Genomic DNA, 20986 nt, shown 5'->3' with positions numbered 1-20986 from the left:
TCAGCTGCCCTCGGCAAGTTGCGTGCGCACCTGCTGGCCGGGCTGGACGAATCCCTGGCCAAGGGTGATCAGCGCGACCTTCGGCGGCAGGCCGCTGACCCAGGCGCCCTGGTTGTCGACGCTGATCAGCTCGACCGGGGTGAACTGCACACGCTGCGCATCGTTGACCCACTTGACGCCATGACGGCCGTTTTCATCCAGGCTGAGCAGGGCAGGGGACAGGCGATGAGCCATGGCTTCGCCGGTCTGGATATGCAGCGTGGCGCTGGCCCCGGCCAGGCGCAAGCCGTCCGGGTTGTCCACCTTGACCTCGATGCGGAAGCTGCGCGAGCCCGGGTCGGCTGCGGCGGCGATGAAGTGCAGTTCGCCCTGCAGCGTGCGGCCGTCGAGCAGTTCCACCTTCACCGGCTGGCCCAGCTCGAGCTGGGTCACCTGTTGCTGGGCGATCTGCGCGCTGACCTTGAGGCGGTCGATGTCTACCAGGGTCAGCAGGCTCTGGCCGGGTTGGACGAAGTCTCCCAGCTCGACCATGCGCTGGTCGTAAATGCCGGCGAACGGCGCCCTGATCTTGGTGTTGCGTTGCTGCAGGCGGGCGCTGTCGAGTTCGGCGCGTGCCTTGGCCAGCTCGCTTTCCAGGCGCATCAGTTCGTTGGCCGAGACCAGGCTGCGCTCACGCAGGCGTTTGGCCGCGGTGACGTCGCTTTGCCGTTGCCGGACATCGGCCTCGCTGCGTGCGACCTGCGCCGGGCGGTCGTCCGGCGAGAGGCTGAGCAGCAACTGATCGGCGGCGACGCGGTTGCCCTTGTCCTGATCCAGGTTCTGCACGCTGCCGCTGACCTGGGCGCGCAGTTCCACGCGGCGCCAGGCCTCGATCTGGCCCTGCACCACATGCTGGCGCTGCATGGGCTGCGCTTCCAGCCAGGTCACCTCCACCCGTGCCAGTTCGGCGCTCGTGGCCGTTTTATCGGGCTCGGCCTGTACCTCGTCGCGTGCGACGAAGCGGTCGCCGCTGAGCAGCCAGAGCAGCAGCACGATGGCGATGACGACGGCGATGATCCAGGGACGTTTGCTGAGTTGCGCGAACATGGCGATGGCTTACTCGTTGTTGGCGGGCGCTGCCAGCAGCGCGGCGGCCTGGCCCTGCAGGCCGGCGATGATGAAGTCGGTAACGCGGTCGAAGTACGCGCCGAGCTCGATGTACTCGGCCCAGTGCGCGAAACCGCCGGAGGCAATGCGCGCCATGACACCATTGACGCAGGCCTCCACACCCCACAGCAGATGCTGGCAGTGCACAGGGGAGAGCTGCAGATCGCGGAAGCTGCTCTGCAGCAGGCCGCTGAACAGGTTCATGTACTGGCCTTCGAGCTCGATGAACTGCTCGCGGTAGGGTGGCTCCAGGCGCTCCTGAAATGCCGGGCGGTCACATAGCAGGCAAAGCTGCGCCTGCAGCGGGTCGGCCTGCAGCAATTCAAAGGCGCGGCGAATCACTCGGCGCATGGCCTCTTGCTCAGGTGCGCTGCGGGCGATTTCCTGCAGCTCGGCCAGGTGTTGGCGTGAGCAGTCCAGGACAAGGCGCGCATAGAGCGCTTCCTTGCTGGTGAAGTGTTTGTACACGGTGCCTTTGCCGATACCCGCGTGACGCGCCACGTCGGCGATGGTGACCCGATCCCAGGATTGTTCCTGAAACAGCAGGCGAGCGGATTGGAGCAGGGCGTTTTCCCGTTGCTGGAAGAGTTGATCCTGATAGCGCATGGGTATTCCGCGGCAACTTGTGACCGGCGGTCATGCTATGACTGTTGGTCACGATGCGGCAAGCGGGGAGTTGTAACAAGGCAATTGCGGGGTGCCACCTAGGCTGAGGGCTGCGCCAGGTGCGAGGTGCCTACAGCAGCGTCACGGGGCCAAGCATGCTGACAGCCCAAAAAATTTCGCTGGGCCGCCAGCTGCCTTATGAGGGCGGCGCTTAGCGCGCCACGCTGACACCTTCGAGGCTGGCGAAGGAGGTGTCCTTGGCGGTCAGCAGGAAATCACGCATGAAGGGCGCGTCGAGCATGTCGCTGCGGATCGCTGCATACAGCGTGCAGTACAAACCTTTCTCGCCCAGGCGCTTGGCGCTGACGTAGCCGCGCGAGCTGTATTCGTGAAGCGCCCAGTTGGGCAGGCCGCATACGCCTCGGCCGCTGGCGACCAGTTGCATCATCATGACCGTCAGCTCGGAAGTGCGCACCTGCGCCGGCTCTACATCGGCCGGCTCGAGGAAGCGGGTGAAGATGTCCAGGCGGTCGCGCTCGATGGGATAGGTGATCAGGGTTTCCCTGGCCAGATCCTCGGGCTGGATATAGGCCTTGGACGCCAGGCGATGCTGATTGGCGACCGCCAGCTGGGCTTCGTAGGTGAACAGCGGTACGTAGGTGATGCCTGCCAGTTCGATGGGGTCCGAAGTCACCACCAGGTCCAGGTCGCCACGGGCCAGCGCCGGCAGCGGGGCGAAGGAGAAGCCCGAGGCCAGGTCCAGCTCCACTTCCGGCCAGGCATCGCGGAACTGGTCGATGGTCGGCATCAGCCACTGAAAGCAGCTGTGGCATTCGATCGCCATGTGCAGGCGCCCGGCAGTGCCGCCGGCCAGGCGTGCCAGGTCGCGTTCTGCGCTGCGCAGCAGGGGCAGGGTGGCGTCGGCTAGTTGCAGCAGGCGCAGGCCGGCACTGGTGAAACGCACCGGTTTGGTCTTGCGCACGAACAGCTGCAGGCCGAGGCGTTCTTCCAGCTCCTTGAACTGATGCGACAGTGCCGACTGGGTCAGGTGCAGGCGCTCGGCCGCTTCGACCAGGCTGTCGGTTTCGCGCAGGGCGTGCAGGGTTTTCAGGTGACGTAGCTCGAGCATGGCGGGTCTCTGCGAAGGTTTCACTCATCCAGTTTCGGTGCTGGATGAAAATGCTTCATACAGCCTACATGAGTAAATCTTTAGATCAAGACGAAAATCTTGAGTTTGTCTCACTCATGGCCGATGCCGAGAATGGCGCCATCTCGATTTAGTATGGAGCGTTAAGTCATGGCCCTGTCCCATTCCCTCGGTTTCCCGCGCATCGGTCGCGACCGCGAACTGAAAAAAGCGCTCGAAGCGCATTGGCGAGGTGAGCTGGATGAAACCGGGCTGCGCGCGGTCGGCCAGCGTCTGCGCGCCGAACACTGGCAGTTGCAGAAAGACGCCGGCATCGACCTGCTGCCGGTGGGCGACTTTGCCTGGTACGACCAGGTGCTTGGCCATTCGCTGGCCTTCGGCGTGATTCCCGAGCGTTTTCGCCCGGCCGCCGGCAAGCCGACGTTGGAGACGCTGTTCGCCATGGCCCGTGGGGCCGTTGCAAATAAGAGCAGCGGCAACTGCTGTGGCGCTCATGCGCAGGAGCTGACCAAGTGGTTCGATACCAACTATCACTACCTGGTACCGGAATTCGGCGTTGATCAGCAGTTCGCCCTGAGCTGGGAGCAGTTGTTCGAGGAAGTGGAGGAGGCGCACGCCCTTGGCCACCAGGTCAAACCGGTGCTGATCGGCCCGCTGACCTATTTATGGCTGGGCAAGGCCAAAGGCGCCGACTTCGACCGGCTGGAGCTGCTCGAGCGCCTGCTGCCGGTGTATGGCGAAATTCTCCAGCGCCTGGCTGGGCAAGGCGTGGAGTGGGTGCAGATCGACGAGCCGATCCTGGTGCTGGACCTGCCGCAGGACTGGAAGAACGCCTTCGAGCGCGCCTACAACCTGATTCAGCGTGAACCCTGCAAGAAGCTGATCGCCACCTATTTCGGTGGCCTGGAAGACAACCTCGGTCTGGCCGCCAATCTGCCGGTGGATGGTCTGCATATCGATCTGGTGCGGGCGCCGGAGCAGTATCCGACCATTCTCGACCGTCTGCCGGCTTATAAAGTGTTGTCGCTGGGTCTGGTCAATGGCCGCAACGTCTGGCGCTGCGATCTGGACAAGGCCCTCGAAGTGTTGCGTCACGCTCACGAACGTCTGGGCGAGCGCTTGTGGGTGGCGCCGTCCTGCTCGCTGTTGCACAGCCCGGTGGACCTGGCGCGTGAAGATCAGCTCGACGCCGAACTGAAGAGCTGGCTCGCCTTCGCCGTGCAGAAGTGCCAGGAGGTCGCCGTGCTCGGCAGGGCACTGGAGGCGCCGGACGACGCCGCTGTACAGGCTGCGCTGGAAGCCAGCCGTGCGGTACAGGCCGCACGTGCTGCATCGACGCGCATTCACAAGCCTGAGGTGCAGGCGCGTCTGGCAGCGATCCTTCCGCGTCATGCCCAGCGCCAGTCGCCATTCGCCGAGCGCATCGGCAAACAGCGCGAGCGCCTGCAGTTGCCGGTGCTGCCGACTACCAGCATCGGCTCCTTCCCGCAGACTTCGGCCATTCGCCTGGCACGCCAGGCGTTCAAGCAGGGCAAGCTCGGCGCCGCCGATTACCTTGAGGCCATGCACGGCGAAATACGTGAAGCCATACGGACCCAGGAACGCCTCGGCCTGGATGTGCTGGTGCACGGCGAGGCCGAGCGCAACGACATGGTCGAGTACTTCGCCGAGCAGCTCGACGGCTACGCCTTCACCCGCTTCGGCTGGGTGCAGAGCTATGGTTCGCGCTGCGTGAAACCGGCAGTGATCGTCGGCGATCTGAGTCGCCCGCAGGCCATGAGCGTGGAGTGGATTCGCTATGCCCAAAGTCTGACCGACAAGGTAGTGAAGGGCATGCTGACCGGCCCGGTGACCATGCTGATGTGGTCCTTCCCGCGCGAGGACGTTGCCCGCGAAGTACAGGCCAGGCAACTGGCGCTGGCGATTCGCGATGAGGTGATGGATCTGGAGGCGGCGGGCATCAAGATCATCCAGATCGACGAGGCCGCGTTTCGCGAAGGGCTGCCGCTGCGTCGGGCCGCCTGGCAGCATTACCTGGACTGGGCCACCGAAGCCTTCCGTCTGACCGCCAGCGGCGTGCGTGACGAAACCCAGATCCACACTCATATGTGCTACAGCGAGTTCAACGATGTGATCGAGGCCATCGCGGCTATGGATGCCGACGTGATCACCATCGAGACGTCGCGTTCGGATATGGAGTTGCTGGAGGCCTTCGAGCGCTTTGATTATCCCAACGAGATTGGCCCAGGCGTCTACGACATCCACTCGCCACGGGTGCCGGACAGCGCCGAGATGGCCAACCTGCTGCGCAAGGCGGTGCGGCGTATCCCGCTGGAGCGTCTTTGGGTCAACCCCGATTGCGGCCTGAAAACCCGCGCCTGGCCGGAGACCGAAGCAGCGCTGGTGAACATGGTCGCGGCGGCCAGGCAGTTGCGTGCCGAGCTGGCCTGATGCTCCAGGTCGTCGCGGCTAAAGCCCCTCCCACGTAGCGAGGGGCTTCACGGCGCGACGCTCTGGCTGGCCGCTATCGTCACCCCGATCGCCGACCGTTCGTCCTCCTTCATTAAATTGTCATGCTTGTGTGGCAGCGCCGTCGAATGACTTTCACCAGAATCGCGTTCCAGTGGGGTTCTGCGTTTCTGGTGTTTTCATGCGTGCATTCATCTTTGTGGTCGCAATGCTTTGCGGCCTGCCGTCTTTTGCGGCCAACCGTTGTGATCTTTCCGAGCCGACCCGGTATGCCGACGTGGGCGACATACGCCTGGCCTATCAGAGCGTCGGCAGCGAGCACGACCCGGCTCTGCTACTGGTCATGGGCCTGGGTGGCCAGTTGATTCACTGGCCTGATGAGGTGGTCGAGCGCCTTTGCCAGCAGGGCTTTCGCGTGGTGCGTTTCGACAATCGCGATGTGGGGCTGAGTACCTGGCGCAAGCCCGCGCCGAGCATCAATCTGCCTTATGAAGTGCTGCGCTACCGGCTGGGCCTCTCGCTCGGCGCGCCTTATCACCTGCGTGACATGGCCGGCGATGCCCTGGGATTGATGGACAGCCTCGGGGTCGATGCCTTCCACGTGCTGGGCGCGAGCATGGGCGGCATGATCGCCCAGCACCTGGCCGATCTGGCGCCGCAGCGCGTGCTCAGCCTGACGCTGGTGATGACCAGCTCAGGTGCGCAAGGCTTGCCAGCGCCAAGCGATGCCCTGGTTGCCCTGTTGGCACGACGTGAGGCCGGTAGTCGCGAGGCCGCTCTGCAGCAGCAGGCCGATCTGCTCGCGGCGCTCGGCAGCCCTTCGGTACATGATGATCGCGCCTTGCTTCTGCATCAGGCCGAAGTGGCCTATGACCGTGCCTTCAATCCCGAAGGCGTGCAGCGGCAGTTGCTGGCGATTCTCGCCGAGTCGAGCCGGGTCGAGCTGCTCAATCGCCTGAAAGTGCCGACGCTGGTGGTGCACGGCACCGCCGACCCGCTCCTGCCGGTGATGCACGGCGTGCATGTAGCCGCGCATATCAAGGGCGCCGAACTCAAGCTGATTCCGGGGCTTGCGCATCGTTTTCAGGACGCCTTCAAGGAGCCACTGCTGGCCGCCGTGTTGCCGCATCTTGCGGCGCACCGGGAGGATCTGGGGTTGGCGCGTTTGTAGTTCACAACTCCTGGTTGTGCTTGATCGCTTCGCGGCGCTGCAGGTTATCGATGTGCTCGCTGCTGTGGCGCAGCAGCTTCTCGGCCATGGCCATGCGCTCGATGTAGCGGGTGATGCTTTGCTCGGCATCGTGGCGGGAGGGGAAGGGGCCTTCCAGCGTGCCTTCGCGGGTGGCGAAAAAGTACTGACCATTGACGGCGCTGAGCCGTGAACTGCGGTAATGCGTACCCGGTTGCGGGTCGGCGGTACGTTGGCCGAACATGGCGAAAGCTCCATCTGTGGGGCTGGATGGTCTGAGTTTAATGCAAGCGAAGCGGTGCGCATGGCAAAGCGATAGATGGTTGCTTTTGTCGGCCTTTTAGCGTCTTTTGGCCGATTTTATGGATTTTTGGCGCCGGCCGTTTGTCAGGTTGCGCGCCTGGCGGTACAGTTGTGCCCGACTACCGGGCTTAACTGTTGCTGTGTCGGTATCCTGACCTCTCCTAGAATGGTCTGCTGCGGTCGACATGTCCTGTTGGCCGCCTGCCTGAGGTCGTCATGCACATTTCCTCCGGCCGTTGGATGTACGGCCTGCTACTTGCCTTGGTCACATCGGTGCTATGGGGCATCCTGCCAATCAAACTCAAAGAAGTTCTCCAGGTAATGGATCCGGTCACGGTCACCTGGTACCGCCTGGCGGTCGCCGGTTCGCTGTTGCTGGCCTATCTCGCCGCGAGCCGCCGCCTGCCGAGCTTTCGCCCGCTCGGGCGCAAGGGTGGCTGGCTGCTGGCGCTGGCCATCGGCGGGCTGACCTCCAACTACGTGTTGTATCTGGTCGGGCTCAATCTGCTCAGCCCCGGTACCACGCAACTGGTGATCCAGGTGGCGCCGATCCTGTTGCTGATCAGCAGCCTGTTTGTCTTTCGCGAACGCTTCAGTCTGGGCCAGGCACTCGGCCTGATGGTGATGTTGCTGGGCTTCGGCCTGTTCTTCAATCAGCGCCTGGCTGAGTTGCTGACTTCGCTCACCGCTTACACCACCGGCGTGCTGACCGTGCTGGCCGCTGCCTTCGTCTGGACTTTCTACGGTCTGGCGCAGAAGCAACTGCTGACCTCGTGGAGTTCGGTGCAGGTGATGATGGTCATCTACCTGGCCTGCGCACTCCTGCTGACGCCCTGGGCGCATCCCTTGCAAGTGCTGGAGCTGAGCCCGCTACAAGGCTGGCTGCTGCTGGCCTGCTGCCTGAATACCCTGGTGGCTTATGGCGCCTTCGCCGAGGCGTTGGCGCACTGGGAGGCTTCAAGAGTGAGCGCGACCCTGGCCCTGACGCCGCTGGTGACCTTCGTCTCCGTGGCCCTGGCGTCGACCTGGTGGCCGGACCACGTGTTGCCCGAACAGGTCAACTGGATCGCCTACGCAGGTGCCGTGGTCGTCGTGCTTGGCTCGGCGCTAACCGCCCTTGGCCCATCGCTTATGGAGGCCCTGCGAGCACGCAGGGCCAGGCGGCAGGCCGGGATCTAATCCAGCGGCAACTCGGTGGTGCGTTTGACCTCGCTCATGGCGATGTGCGAGTGCGCTTCATGTACGTGCGGACGCTGCAGCAGGTGATCGCGCAGGAAGCGCTCGTAATCGCCTATGTCCTTGGCCACCACCTTGAGCAGGTAGTCCGAGCCGCCGGCCATGCTGTAGCACTCCAGCACCTGCGGGTAGCCGACCACGGCCTGTTCGAACTCGTCCAGATTGCCGCGACCATGGGCCGACAGCTTGATGTCGACGAACACCGTGATGCCGAATCCCAGACGCTTGTGGTTGAGCAGGGCGACCTTGCGCTCGATCAGCCCTTCTTCCTGCATCCGATGAATACGCCGCCAACAGGGCGATTGCGACAGCTCGACCTTTTCCGCCACTTCGGCTGCAGAGAGGTCGGCATCGTGTTGTAGCAGGCGGAGAATCCGCCTGTCGATGGGGCTGAGCTTGTCCTGCATGATTGTTTCCATTTTCTTGTGATTGTTGGAAGGATCATGCGAAGTATTGTCTCTGCTGCCCGAAAATAGAAAGAAAAAAGCGGAACCCTCCGGTCATGATTTAGGTAAATCCACGGCAGCGATCCTGCTGTGGAAACCAATGGAGCGTGTCTACCGTCGCGCTCCCCGTGCTCGCCATAAGAATAAAAGGAGCGCTCCATGTCACTGGCCGAAATCCGCCTGGATGACAAATACCGCCTCGCGACTGGTCACCTCTACCTGACCGGCACTCAGGCGCTCACCCGCCTGCCCATGCTGCAGAAGCAGCGTGATGCCGCCTACGGACTCAATACCGCCTGCTTCATATCCGGCTATCGCGGCTCGCCCCTGGGCGGCCTGGACAAGAGCCTGTGGGACGCGCGCGAGTACCTCAAGCAGAACCACATCCACTTCCAGCCCGGCGTCAATGAAGAACTGGGCGCCACCGCAGTGTGGGGCAGCCAGCAGGCCAATCTGTTCCCCGGCGCCCGCTATGACGGCGTTTTCGCCATGTGGTACGGCAAGGGGCCGGGCGTCGACCGCAGCGGTGATGTGTTCAAGCACGGCAACTCGGCCGGCGTGTCCAAGCACGGCGGCGTATTGCTGCTGGCCGGTGACGACCATGGCTGCAAGTCCTCGACCATTGCCCACCAGAGCGAGCACGCCTTCATCGCGGCGTCGATCCCGGTGCTCAACCCGGCCAACGTCCAGGAAGTACTGGACTACGGCATCATCGGCTGGGAGCTGTCGCGCTACAGCGGCTGCTGGGTGGCGCTGAAGACCATTGCCGAGAACGTCGATTCTTCGGCCGTAGTGGACGTCGATCCGCTGCGCGTCCAGGTGAAGATTCCCGAAGACTTCCAACTGCCGGAAGACGGGGTGCACATTCGCTGGCCGGATCCGCCCCTGGCGCAGGAAAAGCGCCTCAACGTCTACAAGATCTACGCTGCGCGCGCCTTCGCTCTGGCCAACAACCTCAATCAGGTCAAGCTCGATTCGCCCAACCCGCGTCTGGGCATCATCACCACCGGTAAGTCCTACCTCGACGTGCGTCAGGCTCTGGATGACCTCGGTCTGGACGAGGCGCTGTGCGCCAAGGTCGGCCTGCGCGTGCTCAAGGTCGGCATGAGCTGGCCGCTGGAGCCGGTCTCGGTGCACCAGTTCGCCGAAGGCCTGGACGAAATTCTGGTGGTGGAAGAAAAACGCAGCATCATCGAAGACCAGCTCACTGGTCAGCTCTACAACTGGCCGGTGGGCAAGCGCCCGCGGGTGGTCGGTGAATTCGACGAGCAGGGTAATTCGCTGTTGCCCAACCTGGGCGAACTGACACCGGCAATGATCGCCCGGGTGATCGCCAAGCGCCTGGCGCCGATCTACAGCAGCCCGACCATCGAGGAGCGCCTGGCCTTTCTCGATGCCAAGGAAAAGGCTCTGGCCGCGCCCAAGCACAAGACCGTGCGCACCCCGCATTTCTGCTCCGGCTGCCCGCACAACAGCTCGACCAAGGTGCCGGAAGGCAGCCGTGCCCTCGGCGGTATCGGCTGCCACTACATGACCCAATGGATGGATCGCAGCACCGACACCTTCACCCAGATGGGCGGCGAGGGCGCCACCTGGATCGGCCAGGCGCCGTTCACCGACACGCCGCACGTGTTCCAGAACCTCGGCGACGGCACCTACTTCCACTCCGGCCATCTGGCCCTGCGCGCGGCCGTGGCCGCCGGGGTCAACATCACCTACAAGATTCTCTACAACGACGCGGTGGCCATGACCGGCGGCCAGCCCATCGACGGCGAGTTGCGCATCGACCAGCTCAGCCAGCAGGTGCATGCCGAGGGTGTCAAGCGCATCGCCCTGGTCAGCGACGAGCCGGACAAGTACCCGACCCGCGCCACTTTCGCGCCGGGCGTGACCTTCCATCACCGCCGCGAGCTGGACGCCGTGCAGCGCGAGTTGCGCGAGTTCAAGGGCGTGTCGGTGATCCTCTACGACCAGACTTGCGCCACCGAGAAACGGCGTCGGCGCAAGCGCGGCAAGATGGTTGACCCGGCGAAGCGCGCCTTCATCAACCCGGCGGTGTGCGAGGGGTGTGGCGACTGCAGCGTGAAATCCAACTGCCTGTCGGTGCTGCCGCTGGAGACCGAACTGGGGCGCAAGCGCGAGATCGACCAGAGCGCCTGCAACAAGGACTTCAGCTGCCTCGAAGGCTTCTGCCCGAGCTTCGTTACCGTGCATGGAGGCAGCCTGCGCAAGCCAGAGGCCGTTGGCCTGGGCGCGCTGTTCATCGCCTTGCCGGAGCCGAAACAACCGGCTCTGAGTCGGCCCTGGAACATCCTCCTGCCGGGTGTCGGCGGTAGTGGCGTGACCACCGTCGGTGCCCTGCTGGGCATGGCCGCGCACATCGAAGGCAAGGGCTGCACTGTGCTCGATCAGGCTGGGCTGGCGCAGAAGTTCGGCCCGGTGATCACCCACATTCGCATCGCCGCGCGGCAGAGCGACATCTACGCCGTGCGTATCGCCGCGGGGGAAACCGACCTGCTGCTGGGCTGCGACCTGGTGGTGTCGTCCAGTGAAGAGGCACTGGCCAAGCTCAACGACAAGATTGCCCATGCGGTGATCAACAGCCATGAAGCGGCCACCGCCGAGTTCACCCGCAACCCGGACGCCCAGGTGCCCGGTGCGGCCATGCGCGAAGCGATCAGCGAGGCGGTCGGCGAGGGCAAGACCCGCTTCGTCGACGCTACCCGCCTGGCCACTCGCCTGCTCGGCGACAGTATCGCCACCAACCTGTTCATGCTCGGCTATGCATACCAAAAAGGATTGGTGCCGGTGTCGGCCGAGGCGATCAACAAGGCCATCGAACTCAATGGTGTGGCCATCGAGCTAAACCAGCAGGCGTTCCTCTGGGGGCGTCGTGCTGCGCATGACTTGGCTGCAGTGGAGAAAGTCGCTGCACCCAAGGTGGTCGAGGCGCCACATTGCAGCACGCTGGAGGAAATCGTCGCCGACCGTATGCAGCGTCTGACCGCCTACCAGAACGCTGCCTATGCCGAGCGCTATCGCGAGCTGGTCGAGCGCGTGCGCAAGGCCGACACCGATGCCGAGCAGCGCCTGAGCAAGGCCGTCGCGCGTTATTACTTCAAGCTGCTGGCCTACAAGGACGAGTATGAAGTGGCGCGGCTTTACAGCGATGCGACCTTCCGCAAGCAGCTCGAAGCCCAGTTCGAAGGCGATTACCGCTTGCAGTTCCATCTGGCGCCGAGCTGGCTGAGCAAGCCGGATGCCGTTACCGGCGAACCGCGCAAGCGCAGTTTCGGCCCCTGGATGCTAAAGGCCTTCGCGGTGCTGGCGCGCTTCAAGTTCCTGCGTGGCAGCGCCCTCGATCCGTTCGGCCACAGTGCCGAACGCCGCCTGGAACGTGAACTGATCGAGGAATACGAGGCCAACGTGGCCTATCTGCTCGCCGAGCTCAATGGCAGCAACTACCGCACGGCAGTGGCGCTGGCCGAGATTCCCGAGCAGATCCGCGGCTACGGTCATGTCAAGGAAGCGGCGCTGACCAAGGCGCGCGAGCAGGCGACGCAGCTCAAGGCACGTCTGACCGTCAGCGAGATCGCCGCGGTGCAGCTGTTCGAACCGGCTGCCTGAGCCGCAAATCCATCCCCTTTGCCACCCTCTCCCATTCGGGGGGGGGCGGCCTTTTACATCCGAGGTAACCCGATGTCCGTCTTCACTCACGTCGACTTCGACCATCACGAACAGGTGATCTACGGCCATGACAAGGCCAGTGGCCTGAAAGCCATCATCGCCATTCACGACAGCACTCTTGGCCCGGCGCTGGGCGGCTGCCGCATGTGGGACTACGCCACGGACGAGGAGGCGCTACGCGATGTGCTGCGCTTGTCGCGCGGCATGACTTACAAATCGGCGCTGGCCCGCTTGCCGCTGGGCGGCGGCAAGGCGGTGATCATCGGCGACCCGCACACCGGCAAGAGCGAGGCGCTGTTCCAGGCCATGGGCGATTTCGTCGACAGCCTGGGCGGCCGCTACATCACGGCGGCGGACTCCGGTACCGGCGTGGCCGAGATGCGCATCATGGCCGAGCGCACCCGCCACGTGTCCGGCGCCGGGCAGCGCGAAGCCTTCGGTGGTGGCAGCCGTGACGGCGATCCGTCGCCCTCGACCGCCTACGGCGTATTTATCGGCATTAAGGCAGCGGTGGCGCATCGCCTGGGGCGTCAGGATCTTGAGGGCGTACGCGTGGCCATCCAGGGCGTGGGGCAGGTTGGTTTCGGCCTGGCCAAACTGCTCAAGGAGGCCGGTGCCCAGCTTTGGGTGACGGATATCGTCGAGGCCAACGTGCAGCGCGCCGTCAGCCAGCTGGGCGCTACAGCGGTTGGCCAGCACGAGATCTACCGCCTCGATGTGGACGTATTCGCGCCGTGCGCACTGGGGGCCATCATCAACCTGCAGACGCTGGAAGCCCTGCGCGCGCCAATCATCGCCGGCGCGGCCAACAACCAGCTGGCCGACGCCAGCCTGGCCGAGCTGCTGCGTCGTCGTGAATGCCTGTATGCGCCGGACTACGCGATCAATGCCGGCGGCATCATCGATGTCTGCTATGAGCGCACCGGTGGCAGCGCCGCAGAGCTCAAGGCGCATATCGAAGGGATTGGCCCGACTCTCACGGAGATCTTCCAGCGGGCCGAGCGCGAGGGGGAGACCACCATCGCGGTCGCCGACCGCATGGCGCTGGAGCGCTTGCGCGGTGGCCTGCAGCCAGTGCGTGCTGCAACCGCCAAGATCGTCTCCCAGGGTTGGCAGCGCTAGGAAGTGGGCGGTGGCGACATGACAAATGTGCGCGCCGCCGCTAAGATGCGGCCCGGCCGTTGCCAATACGGCCGTGTCCCCTTAGTTCAACGGATAGAATAAGCCCCTCCTAAGGGCTAGATGCTGGTTCGATTCCAGCAGGGGACGCCATCCTGATTGCTTTCCTTCGCGTTCAGCAAGCGCTCGTCGCAACGCGCTGTTCCACACGTATTCCTCGATCACCTGCAGCCATGCTGCTTATCCGCTGATGTCACAGCGGCGTGATGCCGTGCGGCCATTTCAATTGTCGGCAGGGCCTCGCCAAATCAAGGCGTCTCGCCATTATTGCAATGAGAAGTGTTTGCATTCAGGATTGGCGCTCTTTGCCAAAGAGCCTGACCTAGCATGGAATGTTCTCAGCAGTCACTGCCAGCCTTGGGCCGAGGTTTTCGACCGTCTTTTGCAGCCAATGCACCCGCCTACGAGCAGCCTGCTGCGGTCATCGACCGCAAGGCGTTGCTGAGTGCCTATCAGGCGCAGCGGCATGGGTTGCTTAACCTGGCGACGCGCGTACTGGGCTGTCGCAGCAGGGCCGAGGATGTGCTGCAGGATGCCTTTCTCAAATTGTGGGAGGGCGGTCTCAAGCTGTCTCGGGTCGAGTCGCCCGAGCGGTACCTGACGCGCCTGGTGCGTAATCTGGCCATCGATCATCTGCGCCGCCTGCAACTGGAGCAGCGCTACGGTGCGGCCGCTGAGCTGGCCGACCTGCAGCCTTCGGAAATTTCCCCAGAGCAGACCGTAGGTGGGCAGCAGGCGGTGCGCCAGTTGCTCGATGCGCTGGCCGAGCTGACCCCGCGCATGCGCCGGGTATTCACCCTCAGTCAGCTCGATGGCCTCACCCAGCGCGAGGTGGCGACGCGGCTGGGTACCTCGCCGGCGCTCATCAATCTGATTCTGCGCGATACCCTAGGGCATTGCCGTGTTCGACTCGACGGGCAGTGCTCGCGCACCTGCCCCCTGGCCAAGAGGTTCTGAATGAAGCTGCTGCGTCTGGTTTTCCACGAATATCGCTGGTCCATCGCACTGGTGCTGGGGCTCAGCCTGGGCAGCGCATTGCTCAGCGTGGCGGTGATCGCCTTCATCAATCAGCGCATGCTTACCCCGGCGAGCAATCCGGGGGTAGCGCTGGGGCAGTTCGTCGCCTTGCTGGCCTTGCTGCTGGTGCTGGCCTCGGCGGCGCAACTGTCGCTGACGGCGCTGGGCCATCGCTTCGTCTATCGCCTGCGCCGCGCGTTGGTGAAGCGGGTGCTGGACACCAGCATCGAGCGTCTGGAGATCATCGGTGGCTCCAACATCATCGCCAGTCTTTCCAGCGACATCCGCAATATCACCCTGGCCTTCGTCCATCTGCCCGAACTGATCTACGGCGGCGTGCTGACGCTGGCGGCGTTCGCCTATCTGGCCTGGCTGTCGCCGGGGCTGTTCGTCACCACATTGCTGTGGATGAGTTTCACCCTCGGCGTAGGCTGGCTACTGGTCGGGCGCCTCAATCATCACCTGCGCATGCTGCGTGAGTCCGAGGATCGTCTCTACGGCGACTACCAGGCGGTGATCGACGGGCGCAAGGAGCTGACCCTCAACCGCGACCGCGCGCAGCGCCTGTACGAGGACGAGTTCGACCTCAGCGCGCGCGCCTATCGCGATCACGTGACGCTGGCAGACCGTTACCACGGCCTGGCCAGCAACTGGGCCAACATCATGGTGCTGGGCACCATCGGCCTGGTGTTCTACCTGGCCAACGGCCTGGGTTGGGCCTCCACAGCGGTGGCCTCGACCTATGCGCTGACCATTCTGTTCATGCGCACGCCATTGGTTTCGGCGGTGGCGGCGATTCCGACGCAGATCGCCGGGCGCGTGGCGCTGGACAAGGTCGAGTCGCTGGCGCTGGCACCGCATGTGGAGGCGTTCGAGCATCCAGCCGACCCCTTGAGCGGACAGTGGCAGGTGCTGGAACTGCATGAGGTGGAGTACCGCTATCCGGCACAGGACGGCGAGCCCGGCTTCGACGTAGGCCCGGTCAGTCTGCGCCTTGAGCGCGGCGAAACGGTGTTTCTGGTCGGCGGCAACGGCAGCGGCAAGTCGACTCTGGCGCGTCTGCTGACGGGCCTGTACATCCCGCAGCGCGGCGAGATCCGTGTCGATGGCCGGGTGCTCGGGCCGCAGGAGTGGCCGGCCTACCGCCAGCTGTTCGCATCGGTGTTCACCGACTATCACCTGTTCTCGCAGCTGCTTGGCCCACACGGCGTGGCGGCGTCGGATGAGGAACTCGATCACTGGCTGGGCAGCTTGCACATCCGCCACAAGGTGCAGGTGGCGGCGGGGCGCCTGCGTGATACACGTCTGTCCGCCGGTCAGCGCAAGCGTCTGGCCTTGCTCCTGGCGTTGCTCGAAGCGCGCGACGTCCTGCTGCTCGACGAATGGGCCGCCGACCAGGATCCGCTGTTCCGACAGGTGTTCTACCGCGAGCTGTTGCCTCAGTTGAAGGCCGCTGGCAAGACCGTATTCGCCATCAGCCACGACGATCACTACTTCGACCAGGCCGACCGCCTGCTGAAGATGGATGGTGGGCAGCTCCACGAACTGCAGGGCGAGCACCGCGCCCGGGCCAGTCGCAACGCGCTGCTGGAGATCGGTGGCGCCGCCCGTTCCTGAATGCCGATTGCCCGCGCTGCGCCCGCATCATGCGGGCGCAGTCGTTTTTGCCGGAGTGATTTCGCATTCCGCAGGCAATCGCCCTAAACATTCCTCTCCTTCGTTCGTCAGTGTTAATGAGAATGTTTTCCAGTTCATTCCGGCTGGCGAACCGCCCATTCAGCACAGATATCGGGAGGATTTATGGGGCTCGTTTACGACTATATCGGGGTTGGCTTCGGGCCCTCGAACCTGGCTCTGGCCATCGCCACCGAAGAGTTCGCCCAGTGCAGCGGGCGAGAGCCCAACGTCTGCTTCATCGAGCGCAAGCCTGCCTTCAGCTGGCATGAAGGCATGCTGATCGACGGCTCGAGCATGCAGATCTCCTTCCTCAAGGATCTCGCCACGCTGCGCAACCCCGCCAGCCGTTTCACCTTCATCAGCTACCTCAAGGCATGCGGGCGCCTGGAGGATTTCATCAACCTGAAGACCTTCTATCCCAGCCGTGAAGAGTTCAACGACTACCTCGGCTGGGCTGCCGATGCGTTCGCCGGGCAGGTGCATTACGGCGAAGAGGTGACCAGCATCGAGCCGTTCTACAGCGCCGGCACCTGTGCCGGCGTCGAGGTGGTTTCGCGCGGTGCGGACGGGCAGAGCACGCGGCGTCGCGCGCGCAACCTGGTGCTGGGCATTGGCGGTGTGGCGCAGATTCCGGCGGCCTTCGCCGGCATGACTGACCCGCGCATCGTGCATTCCTCGCGTTATCTGGGCGCGCTCGATGCCATGCTGGGCGATGGCAGTCGTCCGCGCCGTGTCGCCGTGATCGGTGGTGGGCAGAGCGCCGCAGAAATCTTCCATGACCTGGCATGCCGCTTCCCGCAGGTCGAGGCCAGCCTGCTGGTACGGGGCGGCAGCCTCAAGCCGTCGGACGACAGCCCGTTCGTCAACGAAATCTTCAATGCCGACTTCACCGACCGCATCTTCGCCCAGGATCCCGCGCAGCGCGCACAGATGCTCAGCGAGTACCGCAATACCAACTATTCGGTGGTCGATCTGGAGCTGATCGAGAAGATCTACCACCTGTTCTACCAGCAGAAGGTGCGCGGTCAGCATCCTCACCGCTTGCTCACTCACCGTGAAGTCATGGCCGTTGCCGCCGATGACGGCGGCGTGGAGCTGACCCTACGCAACACTTTGGGTGGCGATCAGCATCGCGAGCGTTTCGATGCGGTGATCCTCGCCACCGGCTATCGCCGCGACTATCACCGCACCCTGTTGGCGGGCTTCGCTGACTTCATCGAGGGCGATGCGGTTGACCGCCAATATCGCCTGCCGCTGCGGGCGGACTGCCAGGCGCAGATCTTCCTGCAAGGCGGCTGCGAGGGCAGTCACGGCCTCAGCGATACCCTGCTGTCGGTACTGGCCATGCGCTCCGAAGAGTTGGTCGCTTCGATGTTCGTCGAACCCGCTGGTGTACAGGTGCGCGATTCGCTGCGTCTGGCCGCGGCTTCGCTCAGCTGATCGACAGACGCAGTTTTCCTTCTTCCGCGAGCGGTCGGCAGCCACTGCCGGGCCGCTGTGCAGGCACGAGTTTTCACGGGTGACGAGATGAGATTGATGGTGGATCAGGCGCAGCACTTTGCCGACATTCTGGATTATCACGCCGAGCGCGTGCCGGGCCGTGTGGCCATCCGGCATATCGTGGCGGATCAGGGCGAGCCGCTGTTGACGACCTATGCCGAGCTGCGCGAGCAGGCACTGGCCGTGGCTGGCCTGCTGCAGCGCCTGGGCTGTCAGGCCGGCGAGCGTTGCGTGCTGATGCTGCCCAGCGGCGCAGATTATGCCGCCGCCTTCTTCGGTTGCCTGTACGCCGGCGTGATCGCGGTGCCGGCCTTTCCGCCGGAAAACAACCGGCAGATGCACATCGAGCGCCTCACCGGCATTCTGCTCGATGCCCAGCCCATGGTGGTGCTGGCGCCGCGTGAGGTGATCCGGCGTTGCCAGGCCGACCTGCAGCCGCTGCTCGCACCCGGGGCGCAGGTGATCGCCATCGAGGATGTCGATGCCCACGACCGCGCCGGCTACCAGCCACGGCTGATCACCAGTGATGCGCTGGCCTTCCTGCAATACACCTCGGGTTCCACCCGTGCGCCCAAGGGGGTGATGGTCAGCCACGCCAACCTGCTGGCCAACGAGCGCAGCATGAGCCGCGGCTTCAGCGCAATTCGGGAGGAATCCTGGGTCAGCTGGCTGCCGCTGTACCATGACATGGGACTAATGGCTGGTCTGCTGCTGCCGATCCTGCATGGCGGAAGCCTCACGCTGATGGCGCCGAGCTTCTTTCTCGCCAGACCGGCGCGCTGGTTGCAGGCAATCAGTCAATATGGTGGCACCTTCTCCGGCGGGCCGGATTTCGCCTACCGCCTGTGCGCCGAGCGTATCCCGCAAAGCAGTCTGGAGACGCTCGATCTGAGCAGTTGGCGCCTGGCGTTTTCCGGCTCCGAGCCGATTCGGCTGGATACCCTTGAGGCCTTCAGTCAGCGCTTCGCGGCGGCGGGCTTCAGTGCCGAGGCACTGGCGCCGAGCTACGGTCTGGCCGAAGCGACGCTGTATGTGTGCGTCGACGCCGCCGAGCGTGAGCCGCAGGTGGAGACGTTCGCCAGTACCACAGCGGGTCAGGCGGACAGCCGTTTGCCGGCCTGTGGCTGGAGCGATGCCGAGCACCCGCTGCGCATCGTCGAGCCGAAGACGCTTCAGGTGCTGGGGGACGATCAGGTCGGTGAGATCTGGATTGCCGGGCCGAGCATCGCCCAGGGCTACTGGCGCAACCCCGAAGCGACCGCCGAGGCCTTCGTCGAGCGTGATGGCCAGCGCTGGCTGCGCACTGGCGATCTGGGTGTGGTACGCGAGCGTCAGCTGTTCATCGCCGGGCGTCTGAAGGATCTGATCATCCTCAATGGTCAGAACCATTACCCGCAGGACATCGAACAGGCGCTGGAGCAGGATATCGAACTGCTGCGCCAGGGGCGTATCGCCGCGTTCGCCGTCACCGATGAGCAGGGGCTGGAGGGTGTCGGCCTGGCGCTGGAGGTCAGCCGCAACGTGCGCAAGCTGATCAGCGCCGAGATGATCTGCCAGCGCATCGCCGACGGGATGGGCGACCGTTTCCAGCTGGCGCCGCAGCTGATTCTGCTGCTCGAACCGGGCACCTTGCCGCGCACCACTAGCGGCAAGCTGCAGCGTTCGGCCTGCCGCAGCGGCTGGCAGAACGGCAGCCTGGCCACCTTCGCGCAGTGGTACAAGGGGCGCCTGCGGGGTGCCGAGGCGGCGAGCCACGCGCCGCAAGCCGGCGCCGTGTTGCCGCAGGTGCTGCAGGCCTGGCAGGAAGTATTGGACTGCACGGACCTGGAGGAGGGCGATCGCTTCTTCGCACGCGGCGGGGATTCGGTGGGCGTGATGCAGGTGCTGGCGCGTCTCAACGCCGAGCTGGGGCTGGAGCTGCAGGCCGACAGCCTGTTCGAACGGCCGCGTCTGGGGGATTTCAGCGCCTGGGTCGCGGCGCAGCCGCGCACGGCCCGGCAGGTACCGCCCCTGCAGGCCGAGGTGCGTGACGCGCAGTGCGCGCAATCCTATGCGCAGCAGCGCCTGTGGTTTCTCGAGCGTCTGCAGGGTGACGCCAGCGCCTACCGGCTGGGCGGTGAGCTGCGTTTTCAGGGCCAGCTCGACGAGACGGCGCTGCAGCGCAGCTTCGATGATCTGGTCAGTCGCCACGAGAGCCTGCGCACGCGCTTCGACGCTGGCGAAGAGGACGGCGTGCCGCTGCAGCGCATCGATCCGTCCTTTAGCGTCGACCTGGCGCGTTTCGATCTGCGTGGCGAGGCAGATGGCGAGGCGGCCCTGGCGCGCCTGCGCGAGGAACGGATGAACCTGCCGCTGGATCTGCAGCAAGGGCCCTTGTGGCATCTCACCCTGGTGCGAGTGGGCGAGGACGATCAGCGTCTGCTGCTGGTGATGCATCACATCATCTGCGACGGCTGGTCGATTCAGGTACTGATCCGCGAGTTCGCCCAACTCTATGCGGCCCATGTCCTCGGCCAGGTGCCGAAGCTGCCGGCACTGCCGGTGCAGTACGCCGACTACGCCATCTGGCAGCGGCGCTGGCTGCAGGCGGGCGAGGGCGCGCGTCAGTTGGATTACTGGAAGCAGCAGCTGGGTGACGAACAGCCGTTGCTGCAGCTGCCTGCCGACCACCCGCGCCCGGCGCGGCAGAGCCACCGCGGCGCGCGCCATGCCATCCGTCTCGATGAGGCGCTGAGCCAGCGTCTGCGCGCGCACGCTGCCGATCAGGGCGTCACTCAGTTCATGTTGCTGCTGGCCGCCTTCAAGGTGCAGCTGCAGCGTTACAGCGGCGAGCGTGATATCCGCGTCGGCGTGCCCAGTTCCGGGCGCGTGTGCCGGGAAACCGAGGCGCTGATCGGCTTCTTCGTCAACACTCAGGTGCTGCGCAGCGAGTTCGGCGGCGAGCACAGCTTCGTCGATGTCGTGGCGCAGGTGCGGGCGGCGGCCCTCGGCGCGCAGGATCACCAGTTGCTGCCGTTCGAGCAACTGGTCGATGCGCTGGCGCCGCAGCGCAGCCTCAGCCACAACCCGCTGTTCCAGGTGAAGTTCACCCAGCAGTTCGCCCTGGCTCAGGATCTGGCCTTGCCTGGCGTGGCCCTCAGCGCGAGTCAGCTGGACGAGCAGGCGGCGCACTTCGATCTGGGGCTGGATATCACCGACCTGCCCGAGGGTATCGAGGCGGCCTTTACCTATGCGCAGGATCTGTTCGAAGCCGAGCGCATCGATGCCTTCGCCGCCGATTTCGAACATCTGCTGGAGCAATTGCTGGCGCAGCCACAAGCGCCGCTGGCCAGCCTGCAACTCGCGGCGCAGCCGGCGCAGGTCGCGGGCGTAGAGCGCAAGTTC

14 protein-coding genes and 1 tRNA gene (1 of these 15 cut by a window edge) are annotated in these 20986 nt (G+C 64.5%); 10 read left to right on the top strand and 5 right to left on the bottom strand.

What is annotated here, in order from left to right; genetic code table 11:
• The 3 genes from GYB81_RS10335 to metR all read right to left on the bottom strand — a co-directional run bounded on the left by GYB81_RS10335 (position 1) and on the right by metR (position 2881).
• Positions 1 to 1086, bottom strand: coding sequence for an efflux RND transporter periplasmic adaptor subunit (locus GYB81_RS10335; RefSeq protein ID WP_161865525.1), 1086 nt, complete (start codon positions 1084 to 1086; stop codon positions 1 to 3).
• A 9-nt stretch (positions 1087 to 1095) separates the two neighbouring features.
• The gene (locus tag GYB81_RS10330) at positions 1096 to 1752 is read right to left on the bottom strand and encodes a TetR/AcrR family transcriptional regulator (protein ID WP_161865526.1); all 657 of its coding nucleotides are present in this window, start codon (positions 1750 to 1752) and stop codon (positions 1096 to 1098) included.
• A 211-nt stretch (positions 1753 to 1963) separates the two neighbouring features.
• Positions 1964 to 2881 (bottom strand): transcriptional regulator MetR, encoded by a 918-nt coding sequence (metR, locus tag GYB81_RS10325; protein ID WP_024308780.1) that lies wholly within the window; start codon positions 2879 to 2881, stop codon positions 1964 to 1966.
• A 168-nt stretch (positions 2882 to 3049) separates the two neighbouring features.
• Between metR and metE the strand changes: the two genes are divergently transcribed.
• Together metE and GYB81_RS10315 are read left to right on the top strand one after the other, a co-directional pair.
• Positions 3050 to 5350: a 5-methyltetrahydropteroyltriglutamate--homocysteine S-methyltransferase gene (gene metE, locus GYB81_RS10320; protein WP_161865527.1), complete on the top strand. Its 2301-nt coding sequence runs from the start codon at positions 3050 to 3052 to the stop codon at positions 5348 to 5350.
• A gap of 199 nt (positions 5351 to 5549) precedes the next feature.
• Positions 5550 to 6539, top strand: a complete 990-nt coding sequence (locus GYB81_RS10315) for an alpha/beta fold hydrolase (protein WP_161865528.1) — start codon at positions 5550 to 5552, stop codon at positions 6537 to 6539.
• Position 6540: 1 nt separating this feature from the next.
• On the opposite strand, the gene GYB81_RS10310 is transcribed toward GYB81_RS10315, so the two are convergent.
• Positions 6541 to 6801 carry a DUF6316 family protein gene (locus GYB81_RS10310; protein WP_161865529.1) on the bottom strand — a complete coding sequence of 87 codons (261 nt, stop codon included), beginning with the start codon at positions 6799 to 6801 and terminating at the stop codon, positions 6541 to 6543.
• Positions 6802 to 7076: 275 nt separating this feature from the next.
• On the opposite strand from GYB81_RS10310, the gene GYB81_RS10305 reads away from it, so the two are divergent.
• A complete protein-coding gene (locus GYB81_RS10305; protein ID WP_161865530.1) occupies positions 7077 to 8039 on the top strand; it encodes a DMT family transporter in 963 nt (320 codons plus the stop codon).
• Here the strand turns inward: GYB81_RS10305 and GYB81_RS10300 are convergent.
• Positions 8036 to 8503: an Lrp/AsnC family transcriptional regulator gene (locus tag GYB81_RS10300; protein WP_024308775.1), complete on the bottom strand. Its 468-nt coding sequence runs from the start codon at positions 8501 to 8503 to the stop codon at positions 8036 to 8038. The genes GYB81_RS10305 and GYB81_RS10300 overlap by 4 nt on opposite strands.
• Positions 8504 to 8701: 198 nt before the next feature.
• Between GYB81_RS10300 and GYB81_RS10295 the strand changes: the two genes are divergently transcribed.
• From GYB81_RS10295 to GYB81_RS10265, 7 genes are all read left to right on the top strand, one after another.
• Positions 8702 to 12169 (top strand): indolepyruvate ferredoxin oxidoreductase family protein, encoded by a 3468-nt coding sequence (locus tag GYB81_RS10295; protein ID WP_161865531.1) that lies wholly within the window; start codon positions 8702 to 8704, stop codon positions 12167 to 12169.
• Positions 12170 to 12241: 72 nt separating this feature from the next.
• Positions 12242 to 13351 carry a Leu/Phe/Val dehydrogenase gene (locus GYB81_RS10290; RefSeq protein ID WP_161865532.1) on the top strand — a complete coding sequence of 370 codons (1110 nt, stop codon included), beginning with the start codon at positions 12242 to 12244 and terminating at the stop codon, positions 13349 to 13351.
• Positions 13352 to 13426: 75 nt separating this feature from the next.
• Positions 13427 to 13501, top strand: a tRNA-Arg gene (locus GYB81_RS10285).
• 234 nt (positions 13502 to 13735) lie between these two features.
• Positions 13736 to 14365 (top strand): sigma-70 family RNA polymerase sigma factor, encoded by a 630-nt coding sequence (locus GYB81_RS10280; RefSeq protein WP_161865533.1) that lies wholly within the window; start codon positions 13736 to 13738, stop codon positions 14363 to 14365.
• Entirely contained in the window at positions 14366 to 16042 is a 1677-nt protein-coding gene (locus tag GYB81_RS10275; RefSeq protein ID WP_161865534.1) for a multidrug ABC transporter permease/ATP-binding protein, read from the top strand.
• A 183-nt stretch (positions 16043 to 16225) separates the two neighbouring features.
• Positions 16226 to 17542 (top strand): lysine N(6)-hydroxylase/L-ornithine N(5)-oxygenase family protein, encoded by a 1317-nt coding sequence (locus GYB81_RS10270; RefSeq protein WP_161865535.1) that lies wholly within the window; start codon positions 16226 to 16228, stop codon positions 17540 to 17542.
• 96 nt (positions 17543 to 17638) lie between these two features.
• Positions 17639 to 20986, top strand: partial view of a non-ribosomal peptide synthetase gene (locus GYB81_RS10265; RefSeq protein ID WP_161865639.1) — the 5' portion only. The gene runs 6309 nt beyond the window's last position; only the first 3348 of its 9657 coding nucleotides appear in the window; it begins with the start codon at positions 17639 to 17641; its stop codon lies beyond the right edge, outside the window.

The sequence above is a fragment of the Pseudomonas yangonensis genome (genome assembly GCF_009932725.1).
In the GTDB taxonomy this organism is placed as follows: Bacteria; Pseudomonadota; Gammaproteobacteria; order Pseudomonadales; family Pseudomonadaceae; genus Aquipseudomonas; species Aquipseudomonas yangonensis.
The sequence above is the reverse complement of the archived record's forward strand: the minus strand, read 5'-3'. Positions and strand labels throughout refer to the sequence as shown.